The organism is Photobacterium alginatilyticum (assembly GCF_009910675.1).
Lineage (GTDB): Bacteria > Pseudomonadota > Gammaproteobacteria > Enterobacterales > Vibrionaceae > Photobacterium > Photobacterium alginatilyticum.
This window is the reverse complement of the sequence record NZ_RSEJ01000014.1, coordinates 124275-149649: the sequence shown is the minus strand read 5'-3', so window position 1 is coordinate 149649 and position 25375 is coordinate 124275. Positions and strand designations below refer to the sequence as shown.

24 protein-coding genes are annotated in these 25375 nt (G+C 53.1%); 16 read left to right on the top strand and 8 right to left on the bottom strand.

Features of this window, described 5'->3' with window-relative positions:
* Positions 1 to 138, top strand: a 138-nt coding sequence (locus EIZ48_RS14585) for a transposase (protein WP_160652717.1), incomplete at its 5' end; no start/stop codon positions are given.
* Between the two features lie 40 nt (positions 139 to 178).
* Here EIZ48_RS14585 and metF read toward each other — a convergent pair.
* The 3 genes from metF to EIZ48_RS14570 all read right to left on the bottom strand — a co-directional run bounded on the left by metF (position 179) and on the right by EIZ48_RS14570 (position 4989).
* The gene (gene metF, locus EIZ48_RS14580) at positions 179 to 1081 is read right to left on the bottom strand and encodes a methylenetetrahydrofolate reductase (protein ID WP_160652714.1); all 903 of its coding nucleotides are present in this window, start codon (positions 1079 to 1081) and stop codon (positions 179 to 181) included.
* A gap of 309 nt (positions 1082 to 1390) precedes the next feature.
* Positions 1391 to 3823 carry a bifunctional aspartate kinase/homoserine dehydrogenase II gene (locus EIZ48_RS14575; RefSeq protein WP_160652712.1) on the bottom strand — a complete coding sequence of 811 codons (2433 nt, stop codon included), beginning with the start codon at positions 3821 to 3823 and terminating at the stop codon, positions 1391 to 1393.
* On the bottom strand, positions 3820 to 4989 hold the full coding sequence (locus EIZ48_RS14570; RefSeq protein ID WP_160652710.1) for an O-succinylhomoserine (thiol)-lyase: 1170 nt from the start codon (positions 4987 to 4989) through the stop codon (positions 3820 to 3822). The genes EIZ48_RS14575 and EIZ48_RS14570 overlap by 4 nt, the downstream gene beginning before the upstream one ends.
* Before the next feature lie 183 nt (positions 4990 to 5172).
* On the opposite strand from EIZ48_RS14570, the gene metJ reads away from it, so the two are divergent.
* Positions 5173 to 5490 carry a met regulon transcriptional regulator MetJ gene (gene metJ / locus EIZ48_RS14565; RefSeq protein ID WP_075762976.1) on the top strand — a complete coding sequence of 106 codons (318 nt, stop codon included), beginning with the start codon at positions 5173 to 5175 and terminating at the stop codon, positions 5488 to 5490.
* Positions 5491 to 5584: 94 nt separating this feature from the next.
* Here the strand turns inward: metJ and EIZ48_RS14560 are convergent, their stop codons facing one another.
* Positions 5585 to 6835, bottom strand: coding sequence for a malic enzyme-like NAD(P)-binding protein (locus EIZ48_RS14560; protein ID WP_160652708.1), 1251 nt, complete (start codon positions 6833 to 6835; stop codon positions 5585 to 5587).
* A gap of 308 nt (positions 6836 to 7143) precedes the next feature.
* Complete coding sequence (gene rpmE / locus EIZ48_RS14555) at positions 7144 to 7356, bottom strand: 50S ribosomal protein L31 (RefSeq protein ID WP_075762978.1); 213 nt, start codon at positions 7354 to 7356, stop codon at positions 7144 to 7146.
* A 242-nt stretch (positions 7357 to 7598) separates the two neighbouring features.
* Between rpmE and priA the strand changes: the two genes are divergently transcribed.
* From priA to rraA, 7 genes are all read left to right on the top strand, one after another.
* Entirely contained in the window at positions 7599 to 9800 is a 2202-nt protein-coding gene (gene priA / locus EIZ48_RS14550; RefSeq protein ID WP_160652706.1) for a primosomal protein N', read from the top strand.
* Between the two features lie 173 nt (positions 9801 to 9973).
* Positions 9974 to 10978 (top strand): DNA-binding transcriptional regulator CytR, encoded by a 1005-nt coding sequence (gene cytR / locus EIZ48_RS14545; protein WP_075762980.1) that lies wholly within the window; start codon positions 9974 to 9976, stop codon positions 10976 to 10978.
* Between the two features lie 164 nt (positions 10979 to 11142).
* Positions 11143 to 11715 (top strand): SPOR domain-containing protein, encoded by a 573-nt coding sequence (locus EIZ48_RS14540; protein ID WP_160652759.1) that lies wholly within the window; start codon positions 11143 to 11145, stop codon positions 11713 to 11715.
* 165 nt (positions 11716 to 11880) lie between these two features.
* Positions 11881 to 12408: an ATP-dependent protease subunit HslV gene (gene hslV / locus EIZ48_RS14535; protein ID WP_075762981.1), complete on the top strand. Its 528-nt coding sequence runs from the start codon at positions 11881 to 11883 to the stop codon at positions 12406 to 12408.
* Between the two features lie 10 nt (positions 12409 to 12418).
* Positions 12419 to 13750, top strand: a complete 1332-nt coding sequence (gene hslU, locus EIZ48_RS14530; RefSeq protein WP_075762982.1) for an ATP-dependent protease ATPase subunit HslU — start codon at positions 12419 to 12421, stop codon at positions 13748 to 13750.
* A 151-nt stretch (positions 13751 to 13901) separates the two neighbouring features.
* Positions 13902 to 14813: a 1,4-dihydroxy-2-naphthoate polyprenyltransferase gene (locus EIZ48_RS14525; RefSeq protein ID WP_160652704.1), complete on the top strand. Its 912-nt coding sequence runs from the start codon at positions 13902 to 13904 to the stop codon at positions 14811 to 14813.
* Positions 14814 to 14975: 162 nt separating this feature from the next.
* Positions 14976 to 15461: a ribonuclease E activity regulator RraA gene (gene rraA / locus EIZ48_RS14520; protein ID WP_160652702.1), complete on the top strand. Its 486-nt coding sequence runs from the start codon at positions 14976 to 14978 to the stop codon at positions 15459 to 15461.
* 97 nt (positions 15462 to 15558) lie between these two features.
* On the opposite strand, the gene zapB is transcribed toward rraA, so the two are convergent.
* Positions 15559 to 15801: a cell division protein ZapB gene (gene zapB, locus EIZ48_RS14515; protein ID WP_075763046.1), complete on the bottom strand. Its 243-nt coding sequence runs from the start codon at positions 15799 to 15801 to the stop codon at positions 15559 to 15561.
* 694 nt (positions 15802 to 16495) lie between these two features.
* Between zapB and EIZ48_RS14510 the strand changes: the two genes are divergently transcribed.
* The 6 genes from EIZ48_RS14510 to EIZ48_RS14485 all read left to right on the top strand — a co-directional run bounded on the left by EIZ48_RS14510 (position 16496) and on the right by EIZ48_RS14485 (position 22226).
* Positions 16496 to 17347, top strand: a complete 852-nt coding sequence (locus tag EIZ48_RS14510) for an MIP/aquaporin family protein (RefSeq protein WP_075762986.1) — start codon at positions 16496 to 16498, stop codon at positions 17345 to 17347.
* A 48-nt stretch (positions 17348 to 17395) separates the two neighbouring features.
* Positions 17396 to 18910, top strand: a complete 1515-nt coding sequence (gene glpK, locus EIZ48_RS14505) for a glycerol kinase GlpK (protein ID WP_160652700.1) — start codon at positions 17396 to 17398, stop codon at positions 18908 to 18910.
* Positions 18911 to 19135: 225 nt separating this feature from the next.
* On the top strand, positions 19136 to 20143 hold the full coding sequence (gene glpX / locus EIZ48_RS14500) for a class II fructose-bisphosphatase (protein ID WP_160652698.1): 1008 nt from the start codon (positions 19136 to 19138) through the stop codon (positions 20141 to 20143).
* 179 nt (positions 20144 to 20322) lie between these two features.
* Positions 20323 to 20940 (top strand): helix-turn-helix transcriptional regulator, encoded by a 618-nt coding sequence (locus tag EIZ48_RS14495; RefSeq protein ID WP_160652696.1) that lies wholly within the window; start codon positions 20323 to 20325, stop codon positions 20938 to 20940.
* A 13-nt stretch (positions 20941 to 20953) separates the two neighbouring features.
* Positions 20954 to 21697, top strand: coding sequence for a ferredoxin--NADP reductase (locus EIZ48_RS14490; protein ID WP_160652694.1), 744 nt, complete (start codon positions 20954 to 20956; stop codon positions 21695 to 21697).
* A gap of 181 nt (positions 21698 to 21878) precedes the next feature.
* A complete protein-coding gene (locus EIZ48_RS14485) occupies positions 21879 to 22226 on the top strand; it encodes a DUF3135 domain-containing protein (RefSeq protein ID WP_160652756.1) in 348 nt (115 codons plus the stop codon).
* Positions 22227 to 22242: 16 nt separating this feature from the next.
* On the opposite strand, the gene EIZ48_RS14480 is transcribed toward EIZ48_RS14485, so the two are convergent.
* Positions 22243 to 22590, bottom strand: a complete 348-nt coding sequence (locus EIZ48_RS14480; RefSeq protein WP_160652692.1) for a 5-carboxymethyl-2-hydroxymuconate Delta-isomerase — start codon at positions 22588 to 22590, stop codon at positions 22243 to 22245.
* Between the two features lie 378 nt (positions 22591 to 22968).
* Here EIZ48_RS14480 and tpiA point away from each other — a divergent pair, with 378 nt between their 5' ends.
* Entirely contained in the window at positions 22969 to 23739 is a 771-nt protein-coding gene (tpiA, locus tag EIZ48_RS14475; RefSeq protein ID WP_160652689.1) for a triose-phosphate isomerase, read from the top strand.
* 129 nt (positions 23740 to 23868) lie between these two features.
* Here the strand turns inward: tpiA and pfkA are convergent, their stop codons facing one another.
* Complete coding sequence (gene pfkA / locus EIZ48_RS14470) at positions 23869 to 24831, bottom strand: 6-phosphofructokinase (protein ID WP_160652687.1); 963 nt, start codon at positions 24829 to 24831, stop codon at positions 23869 to 23871.
* Positions 24832 to 25375: the final 544 nt, after the last annotated feature.

Here is a 25375-nt window from a genome sequence, read left to right as displayed (position 1 = left end):
TCATATCATCTGAATACTTGTACGCTGGAGGGGATCAATAACAAGATAAAACTCATCAAGCGTATGGGATACGGATATCGAGATACGGAATACTTCTTCCTAAAGATAAAAGCAGCTTTCCCCGGAAAGCCGCGATGAACCTTTTTTAATGGTTATCAGAGCAGGAAGGAAAGCTTGCTTACGCCTGGACACCGGCCTCGGCACGAACGCCCAGCGTATGGCAGATAGCATACGTCAGCTCTGCACGGTTCAGGGTATAGAAGTGGAAATCCTTGACCCCTTCGCGGCTCAGTACACGCACCATGTCAATTGCATTGCTGGCACCGACCATCTGGCGGCTCAGCAGGTCGTCATCCAGTCCCTGATACTGCTTCTCCAGCCAGCCCGGGATCTTCACATTGTTTGTCAGGGCAAAGCGTTTGGCCTGAACCATGTTGGAAACCGGCAAGATGCCCGGTACGATTTCCACATCAATCCCGGCAGCGACACAGCGGTCACGGAAACGCAGGTAGCTTTCGACATCAAAGAAGAACTGGGTGATCGCCCGGCTTGCGCCGGCATCAACCTTACGCTTCAGATTAATCAAATCCGACTGAGCACTCTTTGCCTCGGGATGCACCTCCGGATAGGCCGCCACCGAAATATCAAAGTCAGCTTCCTTACGCAGCAGTTCGACCAGGTCAGCGGCATACATATCGGGCTTGGCGCCTTTCTCCGGCAAGTCACCACGCAGTGCCACGATGTCGCGGATACCGTTATTCCAGTAGTCACGGGCAATGGTACGGAGCTCATCGCGGGTAGCGTCAATACAGGTCAGGTGAGGTGCCGCCACCAGGCCGGTTTGTTCTTTAATATCTTTAATGATGGAGTGGGTGCGATCCCGCTCACCGGAGTTGGCCCCATAGGTCACGGAAACAAACTTCGGCTTGAGGGTTTTCAAACGGTGAATAGAATTCCACAGGGTCTGTTCCATCTGCTCGCTGCTTGGTGGGAAGAACTCAAACGAAACGTTGATATCACCGTTAAGATCGGCGATGTTCTGGTTAAGCGAATCCAAGTGACTTGCGTGTGAATACCCCATAGTCTATTCCTTTCTGTTCCGGCCCCGGGCCTGCTCCCTAAAATGGTGACGCCATTAAATAACCGTTTAGACGTCTATATGTCTACAGAATGTCTTGTAACCAATTTAATGTCAACAAAGTGAACATGAATATTTCTCAAGTTGATCTTGCACGATCTTCAACATAGCGAACATCGAACTAATAAGCAAAAGCCCGCAAAATGCGGGCTTTTCACAACAAACTAGCGATTCATACCATAAGAGACTTTCTAGGCGAGACCTTCGACCGCGTTAGCATTTCCTTGTGCGATCTTTGTCTGCCAAAAGCCGCTATAACATCGCTGCCAACCGGTTAATGTCAGACAGCAATGCCCCGGCAGTCACATCCCGACCGGCACCCGGTCCGCGGATCACCAGCGGGTTATCCCGATACCAGCGACTTTCGATGGCAAAGATATTGTCACAAGGCAGCAGGTTTGCCAGTGCATGCTCCTGCGGCAGGGCTTCGACTCCGACACCTGCCTTGCCGTTTTTGTCCAAACGGGCCACATAGCGCAGTACCTTGCCTTCCTTCTGCGCCTTGACCAACCGCTCATTGAGCAGCTCGTCCAACACACCGGCCTGCTCGAAAAAGCCGTCCAGTGTCAGCGGAGCCAGTTCCTCGGGTACCAGGGATTCCACCTTGACCTGCTCCGGTTCCAAGTCCAGCCCGGACTCGCGGGCCAGGATCACCAGCTTGCGCATCACATCACTGCCATCGAGATCATGACGGGGATCCGGCTCTGTCAGCCCCTGTTGCCAAGCCTGTTCTATCAGCTGGGAGAAAGGCAGCGTACCGTCGAACTGCTGGAACAGCCATGACAGCGTGCCAGAGAAAATCCCCGACAGGGCAATAATATCATCGCCACTTTCACGCAAGTCCCGCACCGTATGGTTGACCGGCAACCCGGCACCTACCGTCGCGTTGTACAGCCAATGACGGCTGCTCTTGGCAAACGCGTCCTGTACGGCATGATAGTCCTCTCCCGAGGCAGAGCCGGCAACCTTGTTGGCGGAAATCAGATGCAGCCCGCTTTCGGCAATCTGCGGGTATTTGGCAGCCAGCTCGGCGCTGGCTGTCACATCCAGTACCATCACATCATCATAAGGGTGTGCAGCCAGTACATTCAGCAGCTCGCCTTCGGCATAATCAACCGCTTCGTCATCAAAGGCTGTCAGTGCCCGGGTCGGTTCAATCCCCTGGAAATCAATCCAGTGGCGGCAGCTATCGGCTACCCCCACCAGGGTAAAGCTCATGCCATGGCGTTTCTCCAGCTGTACCTTTTCACGATCAAACAGCTCCAGCCAGCGGCTGCCGATATTGCCTTTGCCACACAGTACCAGACCAATCCGCTTCTGCGCCTGGAACAGGCTCTGGTGGATCTGCGCAACCAGCGGAGCCGTATCTACCTTTCTGAGCACTGCCACCAGACTCAGCCCCGAGTCCGGCTCGGTCGTGAACTCAACAGGCTGGTTCTTTAGCTGATGATAAAACCCGTAGCAGTGGACGGCATTGTTAACCACCCCGGCTCCGACAGCGGCGACTACGGAGAAACCATCCCGCAGACGAAGTTCCGCGGTAATACCGCTGTCTTGCAGCAGGCCCAATACATTGTTGACGACCTCACCGGTATACGCGAGCAGAATACGTCCCTGATCGGCCTCGACACTCTGAGCCAATGGCAGTAGCTGGGCCCGCTGCAGGGTTCGCTCCAGCTCACCCAAAATGGGCTCGAAGTCATGCGAACGAGCCACGTCCAGCTCAATCAGACAGACATCATCGAGCGAGGTAATGATCTTGGCTCCCCGCCCCGATGCCAGTACCCGCTCTACCCGTGTCGATCCCGACTCGGGCTGGTGACTACAGCGCAACGTGAGATCAATCGAACTCTGGGCGACAGGCTGTAATGTCCGGCTGTGAAGTACCGGTGCCGCCAGCCTCGCGAGCTCGCTGGCCTCATCCAGTCGCAGCAAAGGCAGCAGGCAGGCATCCCCGACCTTACGCGGATCGGCACTGTATACCCCGGCCACGTCACTCCAGATTGTGACTCTCGAGACTTCAGCCAACGCGCCAATGATGGTCGCCGAATAGTCCGAGCCATTGCGCCCCAGCAGTACGGTTTCACCTTTCTGGTTACGGGCCATAAAGCCGGTGATCACGATACGGTGCTGGCTGTGCTGGGCCAGTTGCGCCTTAAGCAGCGGCCACGACTGGGCCCGATCCACTTCCGGCTGGGCCGAGCGCTCCGCCCGTAAAAACTCTCGCGAGTCAAGATGTCCGGATGACAAGCCATTTTGTACCAGCAAGGCGGACAGTAAACGAGCCGACCACAATTCACCATGACCTAAAATTGCTGCGACCGCCGCCTCGTCAAGCTTGGACTCGCCCAACCGGACCAGCTCGCTGAGTTCAAAATGTAGCTGAGTCTGCAGTTCATCTGCCACCGAGCCTGTTACTAGCTCGGTGATCAGTTGTTGCTGGAAGGCACGTAGCTCCTGCAGGGCCTCGTGGGCCTGACGGCCATCCTTACCCAGCAGTTCGACCCAGGCAATCAGGCGGTTAGTTGTTTTCCCGGCGGCCGACACCACAATCAAATCATCACTGCCGGAGTGCTCTTGCAAAATTGTCACCACCCGACGATAACAGTCGGGATCAGCAAGGCTGCTGCCGCCGAACTTATGTAACTGCCGCAGGGCCGTCTGTCTGTTTACAGGCTGGCTCATTCAGTTACCTCCGCTGCTTGCTTGAAGGCCTGTTCCAAATCGGCAATCAGATCGCTTGGATCTTCAAGTCCCACCGACAAGCGTAGCAGCGACGGCTTGATCCCGGCTTCGACCTGCGCCTCGTCAGACATGGCGCGGTGCGTCATACTCGCCGGATGGGCTATCAGGCTTTCCGTCCCTCCCAGCGACTCCGCCAGCGAAAAGCACGTCAATGCAGAGACAAACACCTCAAGCTGACGGTAACTCCCGGCCAGCTCGAAGCTGAGCATCGAGCCAAACCCTTTTTGCTGCTTGACGGCAATGTCATGGCCTGGGTGATCTGGCTGGCTCGGATGATAAATCTGGCCGACCAGCGGCTGGGTCTGCAGGTAGGCCAGCACTTGGGCACTGTTTTCCTCGTGCATTTTCATCCTCGGCGCAAGAGTACGTAATCCACGCAGGGTCAAATAGGCATCAAACGGCGCCCCGGTCGCCCCGATACAGTTGGCCCACCAGGCAATATTCTCAGCCTGTTCGGCCTCTTTGGAAATCAGCACCCCGCCGACCACATCGGAATGGCCGTTGATATATTTGGTGGTCGAATGGACAACAAAATCGGCACCCAGCGCGATAGGCTGCTGCAGAATAGGTGACAAGAAGGTGTTATCGACCGCCACCAACGCACCGACCTGTCTGCTCTGCTCACACAGTTCGGCGACATCCACCACCCGAAGCAGCGGATTAGACGGGGTTTCGACCCAAACCAGCTTGGGCTTTCTGGCCAGTGCTGCCGCCAATACATCCGGATCGGACTGATCGATAAACTCAACCTTAAAGTCGCCTTTACCCGCCCGGGTGTTAAACAGGCGGTAGGTACCGCCATAGCAATCATGGGGGGCTATCACCAAATCATCCGGCCCCAGCAGGGCAGACGCCAGCAAATTGATCGCTGCCGTCCCGCAACTGGTGACCACGCCGCCGGCCCCGCCCTCGAGCTCAGACAAGGCATCTGCAAGCATATTTCGAGTCGGGTTGCCGGAACGTGAATAATCATATTGAGGAAGATCACCCAACTGTGGGAAGCTATAGGTCGAAGTCAGGTAAATTGGCGGAACAACAGCATTATGCTGCGTGTCTGATTCAATACCGGCACGTACGGCAACGGTGGCAAGCTTCTTGTCACTCATATTTACTTTCCTTGTCTGGGGCAAGCCCTGCATTCGAATAACTTTTAATCAACAACATTAACCACATTTATTTAGGACGTCAACACTTCTAGACGTCTATATGTCTTTGCTTATGGCAGTAAATCCCGCTAAAATTCACCCATATTAAATTTATTGAATCCAACATCGCTGAGAAGGTAGAAAATGGCAGAGTGGAATGGCGAATACATCAGCCCATATGCGGAGCACGGTAAGAAAAACGAACAAGTAAAGAAGATCACCGTTTCGATTCCATTAAAGGTACTCAAAATCCTGACTGACGAGCGCACCCGCCGCCAGGTCAACAACCTGCGTCACGCAACCAACAGCGAGCTGCTGTGCGAAGCCTTCCTGCATGCCTACACAGGCCAGCCGCTACCGACTGACGATGACATCCGTAAAGACCGCCCTGACGATCTACCGGCAGAAGCCAAGGAGCTGATGGAAGAAATGGGCATCAAATACGAAGACATCAACGAATAATACTAGACTGGCTCGTTTTCTATAGACTGCCGCTTTCAGATAAAAAAAAACCAGCCCCAGGGCTGGTTTTTTAGTATTTCAACCAAACGGTGACTTACTCGCCCCCCATGTAGCCCACAGGCATCTCAATCTGCGCGACACCAGAGTCAATGGCCGCCTGGGCAACCGCCTTGGCAACACGAGGAAGCAGACGCGAATCCATCGGCTTAGGAATAATATAATCGGCCCCGAATTCCAGCTTGTCAGCTCCCGCCGCTTTCACAACTTCGGCAGGCACCGGCTCTTTGGCCAGCTCACGAATGGCATGAACAGCTGCCAGCTTCATTTCGTCGTTAATCACGCTGGCGCGTACATCCAGGGCGCCACGGAAGATGAACGGGAAACAAATCACATTGTTCACCTGGTTCGGGTAGTCGGAACGACCAGTACCCATCACCAAGTCATCACGTACAGCATGCGCCAATTCAGGTTTGATCTCAGGATCCGGGTTCGAGCAGGCGAACACAACCGGCTTATCGGCCATCAGCTTAAGCGCTTCCGGCGTCAACAAGTTAGGACCAGATACACCAACAAAAATATCGGCACCTTCAATCACATCTTCCAGCGTACGCTTATCGGTATTGTTGGCGAACAGCTGCTTGTATTCATTGATGTCATCACGACGGGTGTGAATCACTCCCTTGCGATCCAGCATGTAGATCTTCTCGCGCTGGGCACCACACTTGATCAGTAGCTCCATGCAGGCAACAGCGGCAGCACCGGCACCCAGACAGACAATCACAGACTCGCAGATGTTTTTGCCTTGGATTTCAAGGGCATTCAACATGCCTGCAGCGGTTACAATAGCCGTACCATGCTGATCATCGTGGAAGACCGGGATAGCACAACGCTCAATCAGGCGTTTCTCGATCTCAAAGCAGTCTGGTGCCTTGATGTCTTCCAGGTTGATACCGCCAAACGTATCGGCAATGTTGGCGACCGTATCAACAAACTCATCGATGGTGCGGTGCTTAACTTCGATATCGATAGAATCCAGACCCGCAAAGCGTTTGAATAGCAATGACTTACCTTCCATCACCGGCTTAGATGCCAGCGGGCCAAGGTTACCCAGGCCCAGGATAGCGGTACCATTGGTAATCACGGCAACCATGTTGCCTTTACCTGTGTACTTGTAAACGTTTTCTGCGTTTTGAGCGATCTCTCGAACAGGCTCTGCAACACCCGGGCTGTAGGCCAGAGCCAGATCTTCAACCGTATCTGCCGGCTTTGTTAGGGAAATAGCGGTTTTACCTGGAACAGGGTAAGCGTGGTAGTGCAGTGCTTGTTGACGAAAATCTTCAGACATAGTGGTCTTGATCCTGAATGAAAATGATGTTCAGTTCGGTATTGGGAGATAGATCATATTCTATAGCGATACAAAATCCTAGCGCAGCAACGCTGGTCGAGCCAATTAATCCCCACCGGAATACTCAGGTATAGCAGAATTTTGAACAAACACCGGAAGAATGGGTAGAAAACGTGCTAGCTGCCACGTCAAACAACCAGAAGCAAAGAAAGGTATAGAGGAAAAAACTAAATTTACCCGCGCCAGATATTGTCTGCAGACAAAAAAAGGGACGCTTGCGCGTCCCTTTTTCGAAATTCATCTGGCAATTACTTGCTAGAAAGCGCACCGAAACGCTTGTTGAACTTGTCGATACGACCGCCAGTGTTAACCTGACGCTGCTTACCAGTGTAGAAAGGGTGACACTTGTCGCATACATCAAGGTTGATGTCTTTACCCATAGTAGAGTTAAATACGAAAGTGTTGCCGCAAGAACATTTAGCGTTCACTGCTGTGTATTCTGGGTGAATACCTTGTTTCATGGGATAACCTCAAAGCTAAGGCCGTGTCGCTCTCCCGATCCAAAGCCGGGCACCACACGCGTTAATAACAGTATAACGTTTGGCTATCAGCAAGCTGACACCAATACGATAAATTAGGCGGCGTATAGTAATCAATCGCGTCGCCCAGATCAACTAATGCGCTCCTTTTTTCACCGCTTTGCGCCCGCAGCCGAGCAATGTACACTTCCTAATCTTAGTATATGTGGATTACTCGGTTAGTTATGACGCCCAACATTGCCCGCGTGGCTCTTCCTGTCCCCCTGGATAAGCTTTTTGATTATTTGATAAAGCCAGGCCAGTCCCCTGTTATCGGCGGCCGGGTCAAGGTGCCTTTTGGTCCGAAGCAGCTTATCGGGATCGTTATATCTCTGACGGATAAATCCGATTTCCCTCTGGGCCAGCTAAAAGCCGTTAACACCGTACTGGATAGCGAGCCGCTGTGGCATCCACCCTTGTTCGGCCTGCTGAGCTGGGCCAGCAGCTATTACCAGTACCCGCTCGGCGATACGCTGGCCAATGCCATGCCAACGCTATTGCGCAAGGGCCGGGAGGCAGCCCCGAGCAGCCTGAAAATGTGGCAGATCACCGAAGCCGGACGCGACCAGCCGCTGGCCGCGCTAAACCGCGCCCCGCGACAGGCTCAGGTGCTCAACACCTTACGTCATGGCAAAAGCAGCCACGAAAGCCTGCTGGCCGAGGAGGTCAGTTCGGCAATACTGAAAACACTGAGTGATAAAGGCTGGATTGAATCTCTCGAAGAACGCCCCGGCAGCAGAGAATGGCAACCTGACTTTGCCGTCACCGAGGAAAAGCCAAAGCTCAACGACGAGCAGGCATTGGCGGTCGCAACCGTCAATGCCAACCCGGCTTTCGGCTGCTATTTGCTCGAAGGCGTGACCGGCTCCGGCAAGACCGAGGTCTACCTCAACCTGCTCGAACCGGTGCTGGCTGCCGGCAAGCAGGCACTGATCCTGGTGCCCGAAATAGGCCTGACTCCGCAGACCATCAACCGCTTCCGCCGCCGCTTCAACGTGCCGCTGGAAACCGTTCACTCCGGGCTGAATGACACCAAACGGCTGTCATCCTGGCTGGCTGGAAGGGACAACCAGGCTGGCATAATCATCGGTACCCGATCGGCACTGTTTACCCCCTTTGAAAACCTCGGCATCATCATCGTCGACGAAGAGCACGATGCGTCCTACAAACAGCAGGACAGCCTGCGCTACCATGCCCGGGATCTTGCCGTGATGCGGGCCAACCGGGAGAACATCCCGGTGATCCTCGGCTCGGCCACCCCGGCCCTGGAAAGCCTCCACAATGCCAAAACCGGTAAATACCACCACCTGACGCTGACTCGCCGTGCCGGCAATGCCCAGCAGGCACGGCACGGTGTGCTGGATGTCAAAGGGCTCTATCTGGAGGCAGGGCTCTCTGCCCCGCTCATTGCCCGGATGCGTAAGCACCTTGAGGCCGGCAACCAGGTTATGCTGTTCCTCAATCGCCGCGGCTTTTCCCCGGCCGTGATCTGCCACGAGTGTGGCTGGCTCGCCGAATGCAAGCGCTGTGATGCCTATTACACCTTCCACCAGCAGTCGGGAGAGCTTCGCTGCCACCACTGTGCCACCCAGCGCCCGATGATGCCGCAATGCGGTAACTGCGGCTCTACCCAGCTCAATGCCGTCGGAGTCGGTACCGAGCAGCTGGAGCAGCAGCTGGCAACCTTGTTTCCCGAATACAAGACCGTACGCATCGACAGAGACAGCACCCGCCGCAAAGGCAGCCTCGAGAGCTACCTTGAAGCGATAAAAAACAACGAGTACCAAATTCTGATCGGGACCCAGATGCTGGCCAAAGGGCACCACTTTCCGGATGTTACCCTGGTCAGCCTGATCGATGTCGACAGTGCCTTGTTCAGCAATGACTTCCGGGCATCCGAACGCCTTGCCCAGCTATTCATCCAGGTCGCCGGGCGGGCTGGCCGGGCAAGCAAGCCCGGTGAGGTCATATTGCAAACTCACCACCCCGAACACGCCCTGCTTCAGGCTCTGCTGCATAAGGGCTATGACCAGTTTACCGTCAGTGCACTTGACGAGCGCAGGCAGGCGTTCTTGCCTCCCTATACCTACCTGACCCTGTTCCGCGCAGAAGCCAACGAGAGTGAGCATGTTGAGCAATTTTTACAGCAAGTTCGCGGTATTTTTGAGTCCAGCCCGCTCTGTTGCCAGGAAACGCCGGTGATGGGACCAAACCCTGCCCCATTGTCGCGCCGGGCCGGCCGCTATCGCTGGCAGTTACTGCTCCAGACGCCGGATCGCAAGACCTTGCAGCAAATGCTGACCATCGCCAAGCCGGCTATCCAACTGCTGCCTCTGGCCAGGAAAGTCAGGTGGTCGATTGATGTCGAACCGCAGGATTTAACTTAAAATGAACAATGCGACTCATGTCACACCTTGAATGTAATTTATGCTATTTCGAGCATGTTTAATCCCCTGCGGAGCGCCTACAATAGTAGGCTCGCTGGTATAGGTATCTGCCCGGTTTGGCTATGATCCTCCGGCAATAATGAGAGAAATATAAATAGAGAGGAACTGTAATTATGGCGACAATGAAGGATGTTGCCCAGCTCGCCGGTGTCTCAACAGCCACGGTCTCCCGTGCCTTGATGAACCCGGAGAAAGTGTCGGCTTCAACCCGAAAAAAAGTTGAACAGGCCGTCATGGATGCTGGCTACTCACCCAACTCGCTGGCTAGGAATCTTCGTCGTAACGAATCAAAAACCATTGTCACTATCGTGCCGGACATCTGTGATCCTTACTTTACAGAGATTATCCGGGGTATCGAGGAAGCCGCCATGGAACATGGCTACCTGGTACTGCTAGGCGACAGCGGTCAGCAAAAGACCCGTGAGAACTCATTCGTCAATCTTGTCTTCACCAAGCAGGCTGACGGTATGTTGCTGCTCGGCACGGACCTGCCGTTCGATGTCAGCAAACCCGAGCAAAAAAATCTGCCGCCGATGGTCATGGCGTGCGAGTTTGCCCCGGAGCTTGAGCTTCCGACCGTTCATATCGACAACCTGACTGCCGCCTTTGAGGCCGTCAACTACCTGACCCAGATGGGGCACAAGCGCATTGCACAAATTTCCGGGCCTGACTCGGCAGCACTGTGCCAGTTCCGATCGCAAGGCTACCAACAGGCATTGCGTCGTGCCGGTGTCGAACTCAACCCGGCCTATACCGTCAAGGGCGATTTCACGTTCGCAGCCGGTGCCCGCGCCGTCACCGCCCTGCTGTCCCTGCCCGAGCCACCAACGGCGCTGTTGTGCCATAACGATGTCATGGCTATCGGAGCCATGCAGCAAGCCAAGCGTCTGGGTTTCCGGGTACCGCAAGATTTATCGATCGTCGGCTTCGATGACATTCAGTTTGCCGAATACTGCGATCCGCCTCTGACCACCGTGTCTCAGCCGCGCTATGAAATCGGCCGTCAGTCGATGCTGATGTTGCTTGAAATCCTCAAGGGCAAGGAGATCTCATCAGGCTCACGCCTGCTCGATGCCAAGCTGGTGATCCGGGAAAGTGCTGCGCCACCGGCCCAGTAACCGGAACACAGTCCCAATGTGAGCTTATGTTTTGGGCATAAGCTCACAAAATTCACCCAATGACATGCAAGCATTTCGTCCAGATCTGATCCCAGCACTAGTCAGCCCCAGCGCAACTTTGTAACATAGCGAGAATTGTTTTCCCCGTTGTGTTTATTCTAACTGTGGCCACAAAAGATTATGTAAAGCGCGGACGCTCGCCGAAAAAGCCAGCCCGTAACACGCGTAAAGCCCCTGCCTCCGGCGGCTTCCCGATAAAATGGGCACTGATAGCATTGTGCCTGGTCAGCGCACTCGGCTACGGCCTGTATTTCCTGTCAACGACGCCGGCTCCGCAGACCGAAACCGTTCAGCCAAAACCCGCGCCGAAGCCACAGCCGAAACCCGCCGTTAAGGCGCAAGAGAAAAAGCTGCCGCCGAAACCGGAAGAGAAATGGCGCTATATCGAGGAGCTGGAAAACAAGGAAGTCCCGGTCGAGGCCAAGAAAGAGCAGAAGCCTAGCCGCCCTTACCTGATGCAGTGTGGTGCCTACCGCAGCCAGGATCAGGCCGAACAGCGCAAGGCTATGATCGCCTTCCAGGGCCTGACCAGCCAGGTCAAGATCAGCCAGGGAGAAAAAGGCAACTGGTACCGGGTGATCCTCGGTCCTTACCCGCAAAAGCGCAAAGCCGAGAGTGACCGCAATATGCTGCGCCGGGCCGGTATCGAGCCGTGCGCAATCTGGTTCTGGGAATAGGCTCCCCGCTCAGGACACCCCGCCGACATAAGAAAAAAGAAAAAGGATGCAACCGCATCCTTTTCTTTTTCCAATATCGATACCTTGAAAAAAACTTTTCCCACCCCCAGATAAGCATTAATACCGATACCGGCACAGGCCGGAGAGACTCAAAGAGGTAAAACCGTGACAACTATCGTATCTGTACGTCGAAACGGTAAAGTCGTTATCGCCGGTGATGGCCAGGTTTCCCTGGGCAATACCGTTATGAAAGGTAACGCTCGCAAAGTGCGCCGTTTATACAACAACAAAGTTCTAGCAGGCTTTGCCGGCGGCACGGCTGATGCCTTCACCCTATTCGAGCGTTTTGAGCGCAAGCTGGAAATGCACCAGGGCCATCTTCTCAAGTCAGCCGTCGAGCTAGCCAAAGACTGGCGCACCGACCGTATGCTGCGCAAGCTAGAGGCCCTTCTTGCTGTAGCCGATGAAACCGGCTCCCTGATCATCACCGGCAACGGTGACGTCGTCCAACCGGAAAATGATCTGATTGCCATCGGCTCAGGCGGTAATTTTGCCCAGGCAGCAGCAACAGCCCTGCTGGAGAATACCGATCTCAGCGCCCGTGAAATTGCGGAAAAATCACTGAACATTGCCGGTGATATCTGTGTCTTCACCAACCACCAACATACCATCGAAGAGCTTGATACCAAGTAAGGAAGCCGTAATGTCTGAGATGACTCCTCGCGAAATCGTTCATGAGCTTGATCGTCATATCATCGGTCAAGACAAAGCCAAGCGTGCAGTGGCCATTGCCCTGCGTAACCGCTGGCGTCGCATGCAGCTTCCTGAAGAGCTGCGTGTCGAGGTAACCCCGAAAAATATTCTGATGATCGGCCCGACCGGTGTCGGTAAAACCGAAATTGCCCGCCGCCTGGCCAGACTGGCCAACGCCCCCTTCATCAAGGTTGAAGCGACCAAGTTCACCGAAGTGGGCTATGTCGGCAAGGAAGTGGAAACCATCATCCGCGACCTGACAGATGTCGCAGTGAAAATGACCCACCAGCAGGCGATGGAAAAAGTCCGCTTCCGCGCCGAAGAACTGGCCGAAGACCGTATTCTCGATATTCTGCTGCCGCCGGCACGCGATGCCTGGGGCCAAAATGAAGAAGCAGACAGTAACTCCACGGCCCGCCAGTCTTTCCGCAAGAAACTGCGCGAAGGCAAGCTGGATGACAAAGAGATCGAAATCGAAATTGCCGCCCCGCAGATGGGTGTCGAGATCATGGCCCCTCCGGGCATGGAAGACATGACCAACCAGCTTCAGGGCATGTTCCAGAACCTGGCCGGTAACACCACCAAAAAGCGCAAGATGAAAATCAAGGACGCGATGAAGGCGGCGACCGAAGAAGAAGCGGCGAAACTGGTCAACCAGGAAGAACTGAAAGAGCAGGCTATCTTTGCGGTTGAAAACAACGGCATCGTGTTCCTCGACGAAATCGACAAGATTTGTAAGCGCGGTGAGTCATCGGGCCCGGATGTGTCTCGCGAGGGTGTCCAGCGTGACTTGCTGCCGTTGGTAGAAGGCAGCACCGTATCGACCAAGCACGGTATGGTCAAGACCGATCACATCCTGTTTGTTGCCTCCGGCGCCTTCCAGGTGGCGAAGCCATCGGATCTGATCCCTGAGCTTCAGGGTCGCCTGCCAATCCGCGTCGAGCTTGAAGCCCTTACCAGCGGCGATTTCAAGCGTATCCTGACCGAGCCAAATGCTTCGCTGACCGAGCAGTACAAGGCGCTGATGGCCACCGAGTCGGTAGAGATTGAGTTTGCCGAAAGCGGCATCAACAAACTGGCCGATGCCGCGTGGCAGGTTAACGAACGGACCGAAAACATCGGTGCCCGCCGCCTGCACACGGTCATGGAGCGCCTGATGGAAGAGCTGTCCTACGACGCAACCGAAAAATCGGGTGACAAGCTGATCATCGACGAAGCCTATGTCAACGAGCGTCTCGGTGAGCTGGTCGAAGACGAAGACTTGAGCCGCTTCATCCTGTAAGCCTGAAGAATCTATTTGTTCTCCCCCTATATCAAAACGGTGCCTTATGGCGCCGTTTTTTTGTTCTTGAACAAACAATCTGCCGATAAAGTTGCCCATCGCTGTGTATACGCCATAATAGCCCTTCGACTGATTCCGAAATAAGCACATTATGAATTCATCTTCACTCGCAATCTGGCTGGATGCCGCAAGACCGAAAACCTTGCCGCTGGCCGTCGCATCGATTGTATGCGGAAGTGCAGTCGCAGGATGGCAAGGAAGTTTTTCTGCTTTAGTAGCGGGCCTGGCCCTGCTGACCGCACTCCTACTCCAGATCCTGTCTAATCTGGCCAATGACTATGGCGATGCCGTCAAAGGAACGGACAACGAGCACCGCCTCGGGCCACAACGCGCAATCCAGTCCGGGCTGGTAACCCCGTCAGCGATGCGCAATGCGATGATCTTAAATATCCTGCTGACCGTCACCAGCGGCCTGAGCCTGATCTTCATCGCCTGCAACAACCTCCAGGATATGTTTGGTTTTATGCTGCTGGGCCTGATGGCGATTGCGGCCTCCATTGCCTATACCGTCGGTAACAAGCCCTACGGCTACCGCGGCCTGGGCGATCTCTCGGTACTCATGTTCTTTGGCTGGCTTGGCGTTGCCGGTACCTACTACCTGCAAGCCGGACAAATCGACTCGGTCATTATGCTGCCTGCCACGGCCTGCGGTCTGCTGGCCGTTGGTGTATTGAATATCAACAACCTGCGGGATATCGACAATGACCGGGCCTGCGGCAAGCTTACCCTGGCGGTACGCATGGGCCCCGACTGGGGACGCAAGTACCATTTGTTCCTGCTGGCCGGCAGCGTACTCTGTCTGGCATTATTTGCCGCCCTTGAGCTGCACTCGCCGTTTGGCTGGCTGTTCGTCCTGAGTGCCCCCCTGCTGTTCAAGCACGGGAAACAGGTACTACAATCGACCGACGGAGCCGCCCTGCGCCCGATGATGGCCACCATGGTGAAATGTGCGCTGCTCACAAACCTGCTGTTCGCCGCCGGTGTCGTGCTGGCAGCCGGCTAGATCTGACACGCTAAACTTGCCCCTACTTTATGAGGGGCGTTATTGCAATGTCATATTAGCTAGTTATACTTTCAACAGGTTAGCAAAAAGCCATCAGCAACGAATCATGCTCAGCAGGCTGTATACCGACCCTTTTCAATTGCCACAAGAAGAAGCGAACTTATGGAATATAATACGTCCGAACTATGCGATATCTACCTCGACCAAGTCGATGTTGTTGAGCCAATGTTCAGCTCTTATGGTGGCCGAAACTCTTTCGGCGGCCAGGTAACCACCATTAAGTGCTTTGAAGATAGCGGGCTGATTCGTGATGTGCTGCAACAACCCGGTGCGGGCCGTGTATTGCTTATCGACGGCGGAGGCTCACTGAGACGTGCGCTCATTGATGCTGATATCGCGCAGCTGGCTGCCACCAATGAATGGGAAGGAATGATTGTCTACGGCTGTGTCCGCAACGTCGATGAACTGGACGAAATGGAACTCGGCATCCAGGCAATGGCTTCCATTCCGGTCGGTGCCGATGAGCAAGGTATCGGTGAAGTCGATGTCGCCGTGAATTTTGGCGGGGTCACCTTCCTGCCGGAAGATCACATCTATGCCGATACGACGGGCGTTATCCTTTCACCCGAGCCGCTGGATATCGAGTAGGCAGGATAACGAACAAGCTGGAGCCATCAGGCTGCCAGCCTTTCATTACATCGCGTCCCTGACAGATAAAAAAACAGAGCCCAAAGGCTCTGTTTTTTTATTCGACGCTGTCCATCTTGCCAAGCAGGTTGCGTACACGCTCCTGCCAGGCCTGGTGGTCATTTCGTAGCTTCTCGTTGTCTTGTTCCAGCGCTTCTCGGCCAGAGCGTAGCTCTTGAGCTTCAGTCGATAGGCTATCGTTTTGTTCTTTTAGTTCTTCAATTTCCATTTGTAGCAGGGAAATTGTATCAACAGCCATCTGTACTTTGGCTTCTAGCTTTTCCAACATTTCTAATGACATATTGTTCACCTGATCTCCGCCTATCATTTTACCTTAAACCGTTAAGGTAATTTCCCACAGGCTCTGTTTACATTACTGTTGCGCCTATTCTAACGAGGCTGCCGCCTTCTAGCATCTACAAATCCGCCGCTTTGCAACAAATGAGTGAAATTTACACAATTCTGACGGTTATTTTGCCTGCCCCCAGCCAAATCCAGCCACTCCCCTCCGGCCACCCTGCCGACATCCGTCCAGCATAGCTTTTTTCACCATAATGCCGAGTAACTGAACAAATGCTCGACGGTGTGTGAGCGCAACGTGACGAAATGCTTAGAATTGCGATCTAACTCTATTTTAATGCAGGGTTGCCATGCTAATTTTTATCTTGATCGTATCTCTCTTGGAATTATCCAAGATCTTGCCCTTATGGCACATCCGGCCTTTTTATGGCCGGATTTTTTATTTCAATTCAATAAGATAAATCAAAACACCCGAATTAGCATACCAACCAAATTGCAGTGCACCCAAGCTAGTTCGATCGAGTTCAAAAAAACCGCAACCGTTTGCGCGAACGCGCAAAAGTGAACCTAATTTTATGCTCGAACGCACAAAATTAATTCTTTAACATTTCAATCACGTTTAGTTCGAGTACATTAAGAGCGAATAAGAAAGATAAAAGAAATACCCCTACAACATTCGACAAAAGGACTGAATAATGACTACCCCGAAACAACATACGCTACTTGGCGAATGTATTGCCGAGTTCATTGGTACAGGACTATTGATTTTCTTCGGTGTTGGCTGTGTCGCAGCACTTGTACTGACTGGTGCAAACTTCGGTCAGTGGGAAATCAGCATCATGTGGGGCCTAGGTGTCGCTATCGCCATCTATTGTACTGCTGGTGTCTCCGGTGCCCATATCAACCCTGCCGTCACCATTGCCCTGGCACTGTTCCATGGCTTTGACAAACGCAAAGTAGCACCCTACATTGCTGCTCAGCTACTGGGCGCGTTCTGTACCGCCGCTCTGATCTATAGCCTATACAGCAACCTTTTCGCAGAGTTTGAAGCAACTAACCAAATTGTTCGAGGCAGTGAGGCAAGCCTGGCGACCGCCGGTATTTTCTCTACCTACCCGAATGCCGCCCTGTCTTTCAGTGGTGCCTTTGCGGTTGAGTTTGTTATCACAGCCGTACTGATGTTTGCCATCCTGGCCCTGACAGATGACAAAAACGGTGCCCCTCGCGGTCCGATGGCCCCGTTGATGATTGGTATTCTGATCGCGGTGATCGGTGGCTCGCTCGGTCCACTAACCGGTTTTGCCATGAACCCGGCGCGTGACTTCGGTCCGAAATTCTTTGCCTTCCTGGCCGGCTGGGGTGATATGGCACTCACTGGCGGCAAAGACATCCCTTATATGATCGTTCCAATCCTGGCGCCTATCTTCGGTGCCTGCTTCGGCGGTTGGCTATACCCGAAAGCCATTGGTGCTTATCTGCCAGGCAACGCTGAGTCCGTTGCACAAGAGCAAGAAAGCGCAAGTGACAGCGAAGCAGCAAAAGCATAAAAATCTCTCTACTACCCTAAAATATAATTACTACTAGAGGAAACCATCATGACAACAGAGCAAAAGTACATTGTTGCACTAGATCAAGGTACAACCAGCTCCCGCGCCGTTGTGCTGGATCACAACGCAAACATTGTGTGCTCGTCACAGCGTGAATTTACTCAGATCTATCCAAAAGCCGGATGGGTTGAGCATGATCCTCTCGAAATCTACGCGACCCAAAGCTCGACACTGGTTGAAGCTCTCGCCAAGGCCGGTATCCGCTCCGATCAGGTAGCCGGTATCGGTATCACCAACCAGCGCGAAACCACTATCGTGTGGAACAAAAACACCGGTAAACCGGTATACAACGCTATCGTCTGGCAGTGCCGCCGTACCGCCGACACCTGTGAAACACTTAAGGCACAGGGGCTGGAAGAATATATTCGCGACAATACCGGCCTGGTCGTCGACCCTTATTTCTCGGGCACCAAGATCAAGTGGATCCTGGACAACGTCGAAGGGGCGCGTGAAGAAGCCGAAGCCGGTAACCTTCTGTTCGGTACCGTTGATACCTGGCTGATCTGGAAGATGACTCAGGGACGTGTCCACGTTACTGACTTCACCAATGCCTCACGTACCATGGTGTTCAACATCAACACCATGCAATGGGACGAGAAGCTTCTGAAGGCAATGGATATTCCGCTGTCAATGATGCCGGAAGTGAAGGCATCGTCGGAAGTGTACGGCCAGACCAACATTGGTGGTAAGGGCGGTACCCGTATCCCGATTGCCGGTATTGCCGGTGACCAGCAGGCCGCACTGTTCGGCCAGATGTGTGTCGAGCCGGGCCAGGCAAAAAACACCTACGGGACAGGTTGTTTCCTTCTGATGAACACCGGCAAGGAAAAAGTGACCTCTCACAATGGCCTGCTAACCACCTTGGCCTGTGGCCCTACCGGTGACGTAGCTTATGCCCTCGAGGGTGCGGTATTTATGGGCGGCGCTTCAATTCAGTGGCTGCGCGATGAAGTGAAGCTGCTGGACGATGCCAAAGACTCAGAATACTTTGCCGAGAAAGTGGGCAGTGCCAACGGTGCCTATGTGGTACCGGCCTTTACCGGTCTGGGCGCACCATACTGGGACCCGTATGCGCGTGGCGCAATTGTCGGCCTGACCCGTGGTGTTAACTCCAACCACATTATTCGTGCGACGCTGGAGAGTGTAGCCTACCAGACCCGTGATGTTCTGGATGCAATGCAGACGGACTCCGGCATCAACCTGGCTTCCCTTCGTGTCGATGGCGGCGCAGTGGCCAATAACTTCCTGATGCAGTTCCAGTCCGATATTCTGGCTACCGAAGTTCACCGTCCGGTTGTTACCGAAGTTACGGCACTGGGTGCAGGTTACCTGGCCGGCCTGGCTGTTGGTTTCTGGGGCAGTATTGACGAGCTGAAAGACAAAGCCGTACTGGATCGCAACTTCGTTCCAGACGGTGATGAAGAAAAACGTGAACGCCGCTACAGAGGCTGGAAGCGTGCCGTTGAGTGCGCCAAGAGCTGGGCTGTCGAAGACGACATCTAACAGCATACACTCCCTCTGAGTTCCCCCCTCAAGAAGGCCAGCAATGCAGGCCTTCTTTTTTATTCTCGCTTCCACGCTGGCAATCACGCGTCGCTGGACGCAAGCGCCTCCATCTTCGCGAATATAGCGCCATTTCGGCGGCAAAAAATTAACGCAAACGTTTCACCCAAGCTGTGATAAAATCGCGCCAGATTTTTTTGGGCCTTTTTTCTTTCTGGAGTAACAATGAAACGCGATTTAGCAATGGCATTTTCTCGTGTCACCGAAGGTGCAGCACTGGCTGGCTACAAATGGCTTGGCCGCGGCGACAAGAACGCCGCTGACGGCGCTGCCGTGGAAGTGATGCGTACCCTTCTCAACCAGACCGAGATCGAGGGCGAAATTGTGATCGGTGAGGGCGAGATTGATGAAGCGCCTATGCTGTATATCGGCGAAAAAGTAGGAACCGGCGGTGATGCCGTCGATATTGCCGTTGATCCTATCGAAGGCACCCGTATGACGGCGATGGGCCAGAATAACGCCCTCGCCGTATTGGCTGCCGGCGAGAAAGGCTCGTTCCTGAAAGCACCTGATATGTATATGGAAAAACTGGTTGTCGGCCCGGCGGCCAAAGGCTGTATCGACCTAAGCCTGCCACTGACTGAAAACCTGGAAAACATTGCCTCGGCACTGGGCAAAACGCTCGATACTCTGGTAGTTACCACGCTGGCCAAGCCTCGTCATGACGAGGTGATTGCCCAGATGCAGACAATGGGTGTACGCGTGTTTGCCGTGCCTGACGGTGATGTGGCAGCTTCTATCCTGACCTGTATGCCGGACAGCGAAGTCGACGTCATGTACTGCATCGGCGGCGCGCCGGAAGGTGTCGTCTCAGCGGCGGCGATCCGCGCCCTTGGCGGCGACATGCACGGCCGCCTGCTGCCGCGCCACGAGGTCAAAGGCGACAGCGAGGAAAACCGCCAGTTGGGCCAGATTGAAATCGAACGCTGCCGCGAAATGGGTATCGAACCGAACATCGTGCTGCGTATGGAAGACATGGCCCAGAGCGACAATGTGATCTTTGCCGGCACCGGCATCACCAAAGGTGATCTGCTTGACGGGATCAGCCGCCAGGGCGATATCGCCACGACGGAAACCCTGCTGATCCGCGGCAAATGCCGTACTATCCGCCGCATCAAGTCAACCCATTATCTGGCACGCAAAGACGATGCTGTCAAAGGGCATATTCTGTAACCGGCCCTCCAGGTTGTAACGAAGGCGTGCATTTGATGCACGCCTTTTTTTGTCTGCGCAACCAACAACAGGCTCTCCCACCGGCTAGGCACTTCTGGTTTATACTTAACTTTGTAAAGCTGTTGCTTTATTTACTTAACTGGCTACATAATAAACCAATAAAGGAAATAGCAGCTGATATGAAAACGATTGAAAAAATACTCTATCGCATGAAGCGGGATGGCCCCGTCACAGCCAAGGTGCTGGCCGAAGAATTCAAACTGACGACCATGGGCGTACGCCAGCACCTGCAGGGGCTAGAGGAAGACGGATTGGTGGATTACCAGGACATCAAGGCCAAGGTCGGTCGCCCGACCCGCCACTGGAACCTGACCAGCAAGGGCCACCGCCGTTTTGCCGACCGCCATGGCGAACTTATTATTCAAATGCTTGATTCTGTCGAGGAGCTCTTTGGGACCGACGGGCTCAACCAGGTGGTTGAACGCAGAGAGAATCAAACCTTTGAACAATATCGGCATGCATTGGCAAACAGCTATAATGTAAAAGAAAAACTGGAAATACTAACTACACTGAGGGAACAGGAAGGCTACATGGCCCAGCTTCACCAGGACGGTGAAGACTTCATTCTGGTGGAAAACCACTGCCCGATCTGCCATGCCGCCACGCGCTGTCCTTCCCTATGTAAATCAGAGCTTTCTGTCTTCCAACGTCTGTTGGGCAACGAGTACCGCGTCGAACGAAACGAACACATTATTGCCGGAGAGAGGCGCTGCGCTTATCGAATACAAAAATCATAATTAGGAGATTATTATGGCCGACTGGATCCCCGCGAAGGTTATCACCAATCGTCACTGGAATAGTGACCTGTTTAGCCTTGTCTTGCATGCAAATATAGAGCCCTTCAAGGCTGGGCAGTTCACCAAGCTTGGATTGGAAATTGACGGCAAAATGGTCCAGCGAGCCTACTCCTTTGTCAATCCCCCCAGCGATAACAATATAGAGATCTATGCTACCCGGGTTGCCGACGGCCTGCTCTCCCCACGCCTCCATGCCCTTGATAGCGAGGATACCGTGTTTATTTCAGCACGGGCCAATGGCTATTTCACTCTCAATGAAGTCCCCGACAGCGAACACCTATGGTTGCTGGCGACCGGAACCGCTATCGGCCCCTACCTGTCTATCCTGCGTGAAGCCGATGTCTGGCGCCGGTTCCGCAAGGTCGTGTTGATCCATGCGGTTCGCTACGCCGCCGATCTCAGTTATCAGGCTGAAATTAACGAGCTCAAGGCACGGTATCCGGAGCAGTTGATCGTCCAGCCCTTTGTCAGCCGCGAACCTGCCCCCTTGTCGCTTCCGGGCCGGATCCCGCTGGCGATAGCCGATGGCATGCTGGAGCGCCATATCGGCCTGCCGCTCAGCCCCGAAAAAAGCCAGATCATGCTTTGCGGCAACCCGGAAATGGTCCGTGAAACCAAGGCCGTGCTGGAGTCGATGGGATTTACCAAGAACCTGCGCCGCAAGCCCGGCCAAATTACCATGGAGCACTACTGGTAGGCATTAGCTAACGGCCAAAGATCACCTTGTCTCACTGCAATCTCATGCAACGTCTCACAATTGAGTCAGTCCGCAACAAACGGACTGGCTACCTTTAAAGGCATAACACATACCAGCCCACGCATCGTTCAGGGTGAATCTTGTGGGTATAGACGCCGATGGCGAGATTGTGGGAGCCTTTATGCAGGATTTACCTTCCTTTGATGAGTTACGAGCAATGGCGGAACAGGCACCTGACGAGCTGGAAGCACTACGGCTGTCGATGAGCGAAGAAATCATCAGCAATGCCAGTGCCGAGATGCAACCCAGGCTCCGGGCCCAGATGAGCCATATCAATCAGGTCATTGCCAAGGGGAAAAACCCCAACCACACCAACATACTGCTAATGGCCGAACTGCAAGTACAGCTAAAACGCTTTGCCCAGGCACTGAACGCGCCAGAGACGCTAACAGAACACCAGGCGAAGATAATGCCCTTCTCCCGTCCGTCAGAGAAGCAAGAGGTGTTGCCCCAGCAACGGGAAGAATGAGCCTGCAGGCAGCGCGTTAGCAGCTTACCTTGATAAAACTGTCACGATCCATGTCGCGCACATCGACAGTCAGGCTATTGATGGTACTTGCGTGCTGCTCCAGTACCGATATCAAGCTTCTGGCCAGCTCCCGCTTTTGCTCCGCAGTGCGCCCGGACAGCATACTCAGCTCGATATGGATAAAGGTATTGAGATCTCCCTCAGTGCCTACCAGCCAGGTATGACAGGGATAGCTGCGGCATTTCACTGAGTCGGGCTCAAACAGGCCGCATGTTAATAAGATTTGGTGTAAGTCTTCCAACAACCCCGGTACATTGACACGTTCGGCAACCGGATCGGCATATTCCATGACAAGATTCGGCACATCTTCCTCCATGACGTTAAGAAATGCTGTTAATCGTTGAAAATACAGGAAACTGTATCCCAGATGACCCAACTTACCTGATCTATTGCTGACAAGCCAAGCAATTAGATTGTTTTTCAACCATTGATCACTGTCTTTTTCTGCTTTTTTTATCTGCTAAAATAAATTATTTAAAATTATTTTCAGCCGAGAGTTCACTTTTTCTGTTGAAAAAGGTACAACCAAGCACAGAAATGATTTTGGACAGTAAAAGTATCAGCCAAGGCTGTTATATTTTTACAAAATGGCTGGATACCAAACAGCATAGTTGTCTGATCAGATCAGAGAATTACGCTTTTTGGTATTATTATTTACATCAAATTGATTTGGAGAAAAGCTATGCGCCATCCTGTGGTTATGGGTAACTGGAAGCTAAACGGTAGCAAGGAAATGGTATCTAACCTACTTAAGGGCCTTGATGCTGAACTTAAAGGTGTTGAAGGTGTTGACGTAGCAGTAGCTCCACCAGCAATGTACCTTGACCTGGCTGAGCAGCTAATCGGCAAAGGTGAAAGCAAAATCATCCTTGGTGCACAGAATGTCGACGTTAACGCAAGCGGCGCATTCACAGGTGATATCTCTCCTGAGATGCTAAAAGACTTCGGTGCAAGCCACATCATCATCGGCCACTCTGAGCGTCGTGAATACCACAACGAATCAGACGAGTTCGTAGCGAAGAAATTTGCTTTCCTAAAAGAGCACGGCCTGACACCTGTTCTTTGCATCGGTGAGTCTGAAGCTCAGAACGAAGCTGGCGAAACGGTTGCAGTATGTGCTCGTCAGATCGATGCTGTGATCAACACCCAGGGCGTTGAAGCCCTAGACGGTGCAATCATCGCTTACGAACCAATCTGGGCAATCGGTACTGGTAAAGCCGCTACAGCTGACGATGCACAGCGTATTCACGCAGCTATCCGTGCACACATCGCTGAAAAGAGCGAAGAAGTAGCCAAGAAAGTTGTGATCCAGTACGGCGGTTCTGTTAAGCCTGAGAACGCTGAAGCATACTTCGCACAGCCGGACATCGACGGTGCGCTAGTTGGCGGTGCGGCACTAAACGCTGAAAGCTTCGCAGCTATCGCAAAAGCAGCCGCTAAAGCGAAAAAATAATCTTGTTTGATTATCAAGCATAACAAAGGCTACCTTCGGGTGGCCTTTTTAGTGCCCGGCACACGCTAGCAACAGAAACAAAAAAGCCGACTCACAAGTCGGCTTTTTATCTATCAAGCAAAATCTGTCTTAGAACAGCTTGTCTGCCAGATCGTACAGATCTTTGCGGATAGGACGTTTCATGTTTTCAATCGCATCGATGATGTCGTGGTGAACCATTTTTTCATTCTGGATCCCCACACAGCGACCGCCTTGGCCTTCCATCAGAAGATCAACCGCATACGCGCCCATGCGAGATGCAAGAATACGGTCAAATGCCGTTGGTTGTCCGCCACGCTGAATGTGACCAAGCACTGTCGCGCGCGTTTCACGGCCCGTTTCATCTTCGATGTACTTCGCCAGCTCGTTGGCATCCGTCATCAGCTCAGTCAGTGCGATAATCGCATGCTTCTTGCCTTTGTAGATCCCTTCTTTGATCTTCGCCAGCAGCTCTTCTTTGTTCAGGCCTGTTTCCGGTGTGATGATATATTCACAACCACCGGCAATCGCAGACATCAGGGTAAGATCACCACAGTGACGACCCATTACCTCAACAATTGAGATACGCTGGTGAGAAGAAGACGTATCACGCAGACGGTCAATGGCATCAATAACCGTGTTCAGCGCCGTTAGGTAACCAATCGTGTAATCAGTTCCTGCTACGTCATTATCAATGGTGCCCGGCAGACCGATACATGGATAGCCCATTTCAGTCAGCTTCTTCGCACCCATGTACGAACCGTCACCGCCGATCACAACCAGTGCGTCGATACCGTGAATTTTCAGGTTCTCGATAGCCTGTGCACGTACCTTCTCGTCTTTAAACTCAGGAAAACGTGCTGAACCCAGGAATGTACCACCCTTATTGATCACATCTGATACGCTAGAGCGAGTCAGCTTCTCAATACGGTTCTGATGCAGGCCCTGATAGCCGTCATATACACCATAAACTTCCAGGCCTTCTGACAATGCAGCACGAACAACACCGCGAACCGCCGCATTCATACCAGGTGCGTCACCACCACTGGTCAATACACCAATCTTTTTAATCATGGTTACCCTCTGACTTTGGGAATTGAAAAATCAAATCCGGCACGAGTTACCGAGGTTCCCCCTCTCGGCACCATAAGCCGACATGCCGGGCTTATGCTCGTGTAAACTGTAACTTTCCTACTAATGTAGAAGTATTACAATTTTGATAAAAAATTTTGTTGATTCATATCACGATCACCCCTGACTTCAGCCAGCAGCATGATATTTGCCTGATCCGACAACGGATATGAAACGAAACTGTTAGCATTCTGGTTGACGACCAAGGAGATACCGCATGTAAGGCTTGATCATGCCTTAAGTATATATCCTGCCATCAGAGCCACCAGTCGTGCATCTAGGAAGAGTGATAACCGCGGGCGACTGTGCATTTTCATCCATAATAATCACACCTATTCATAAGCACTCACTGGGCAATGTCACGCAGTATAGCTTTTTTACGGTGAAAATTAATAACAAAAATAATAGAGAAAGGTAATTTACTGAGGGATTTATTGGTTTGAGTAACAAAATGTAAGCCGCAACCTAGGCTGCGGCTTCATCCGTG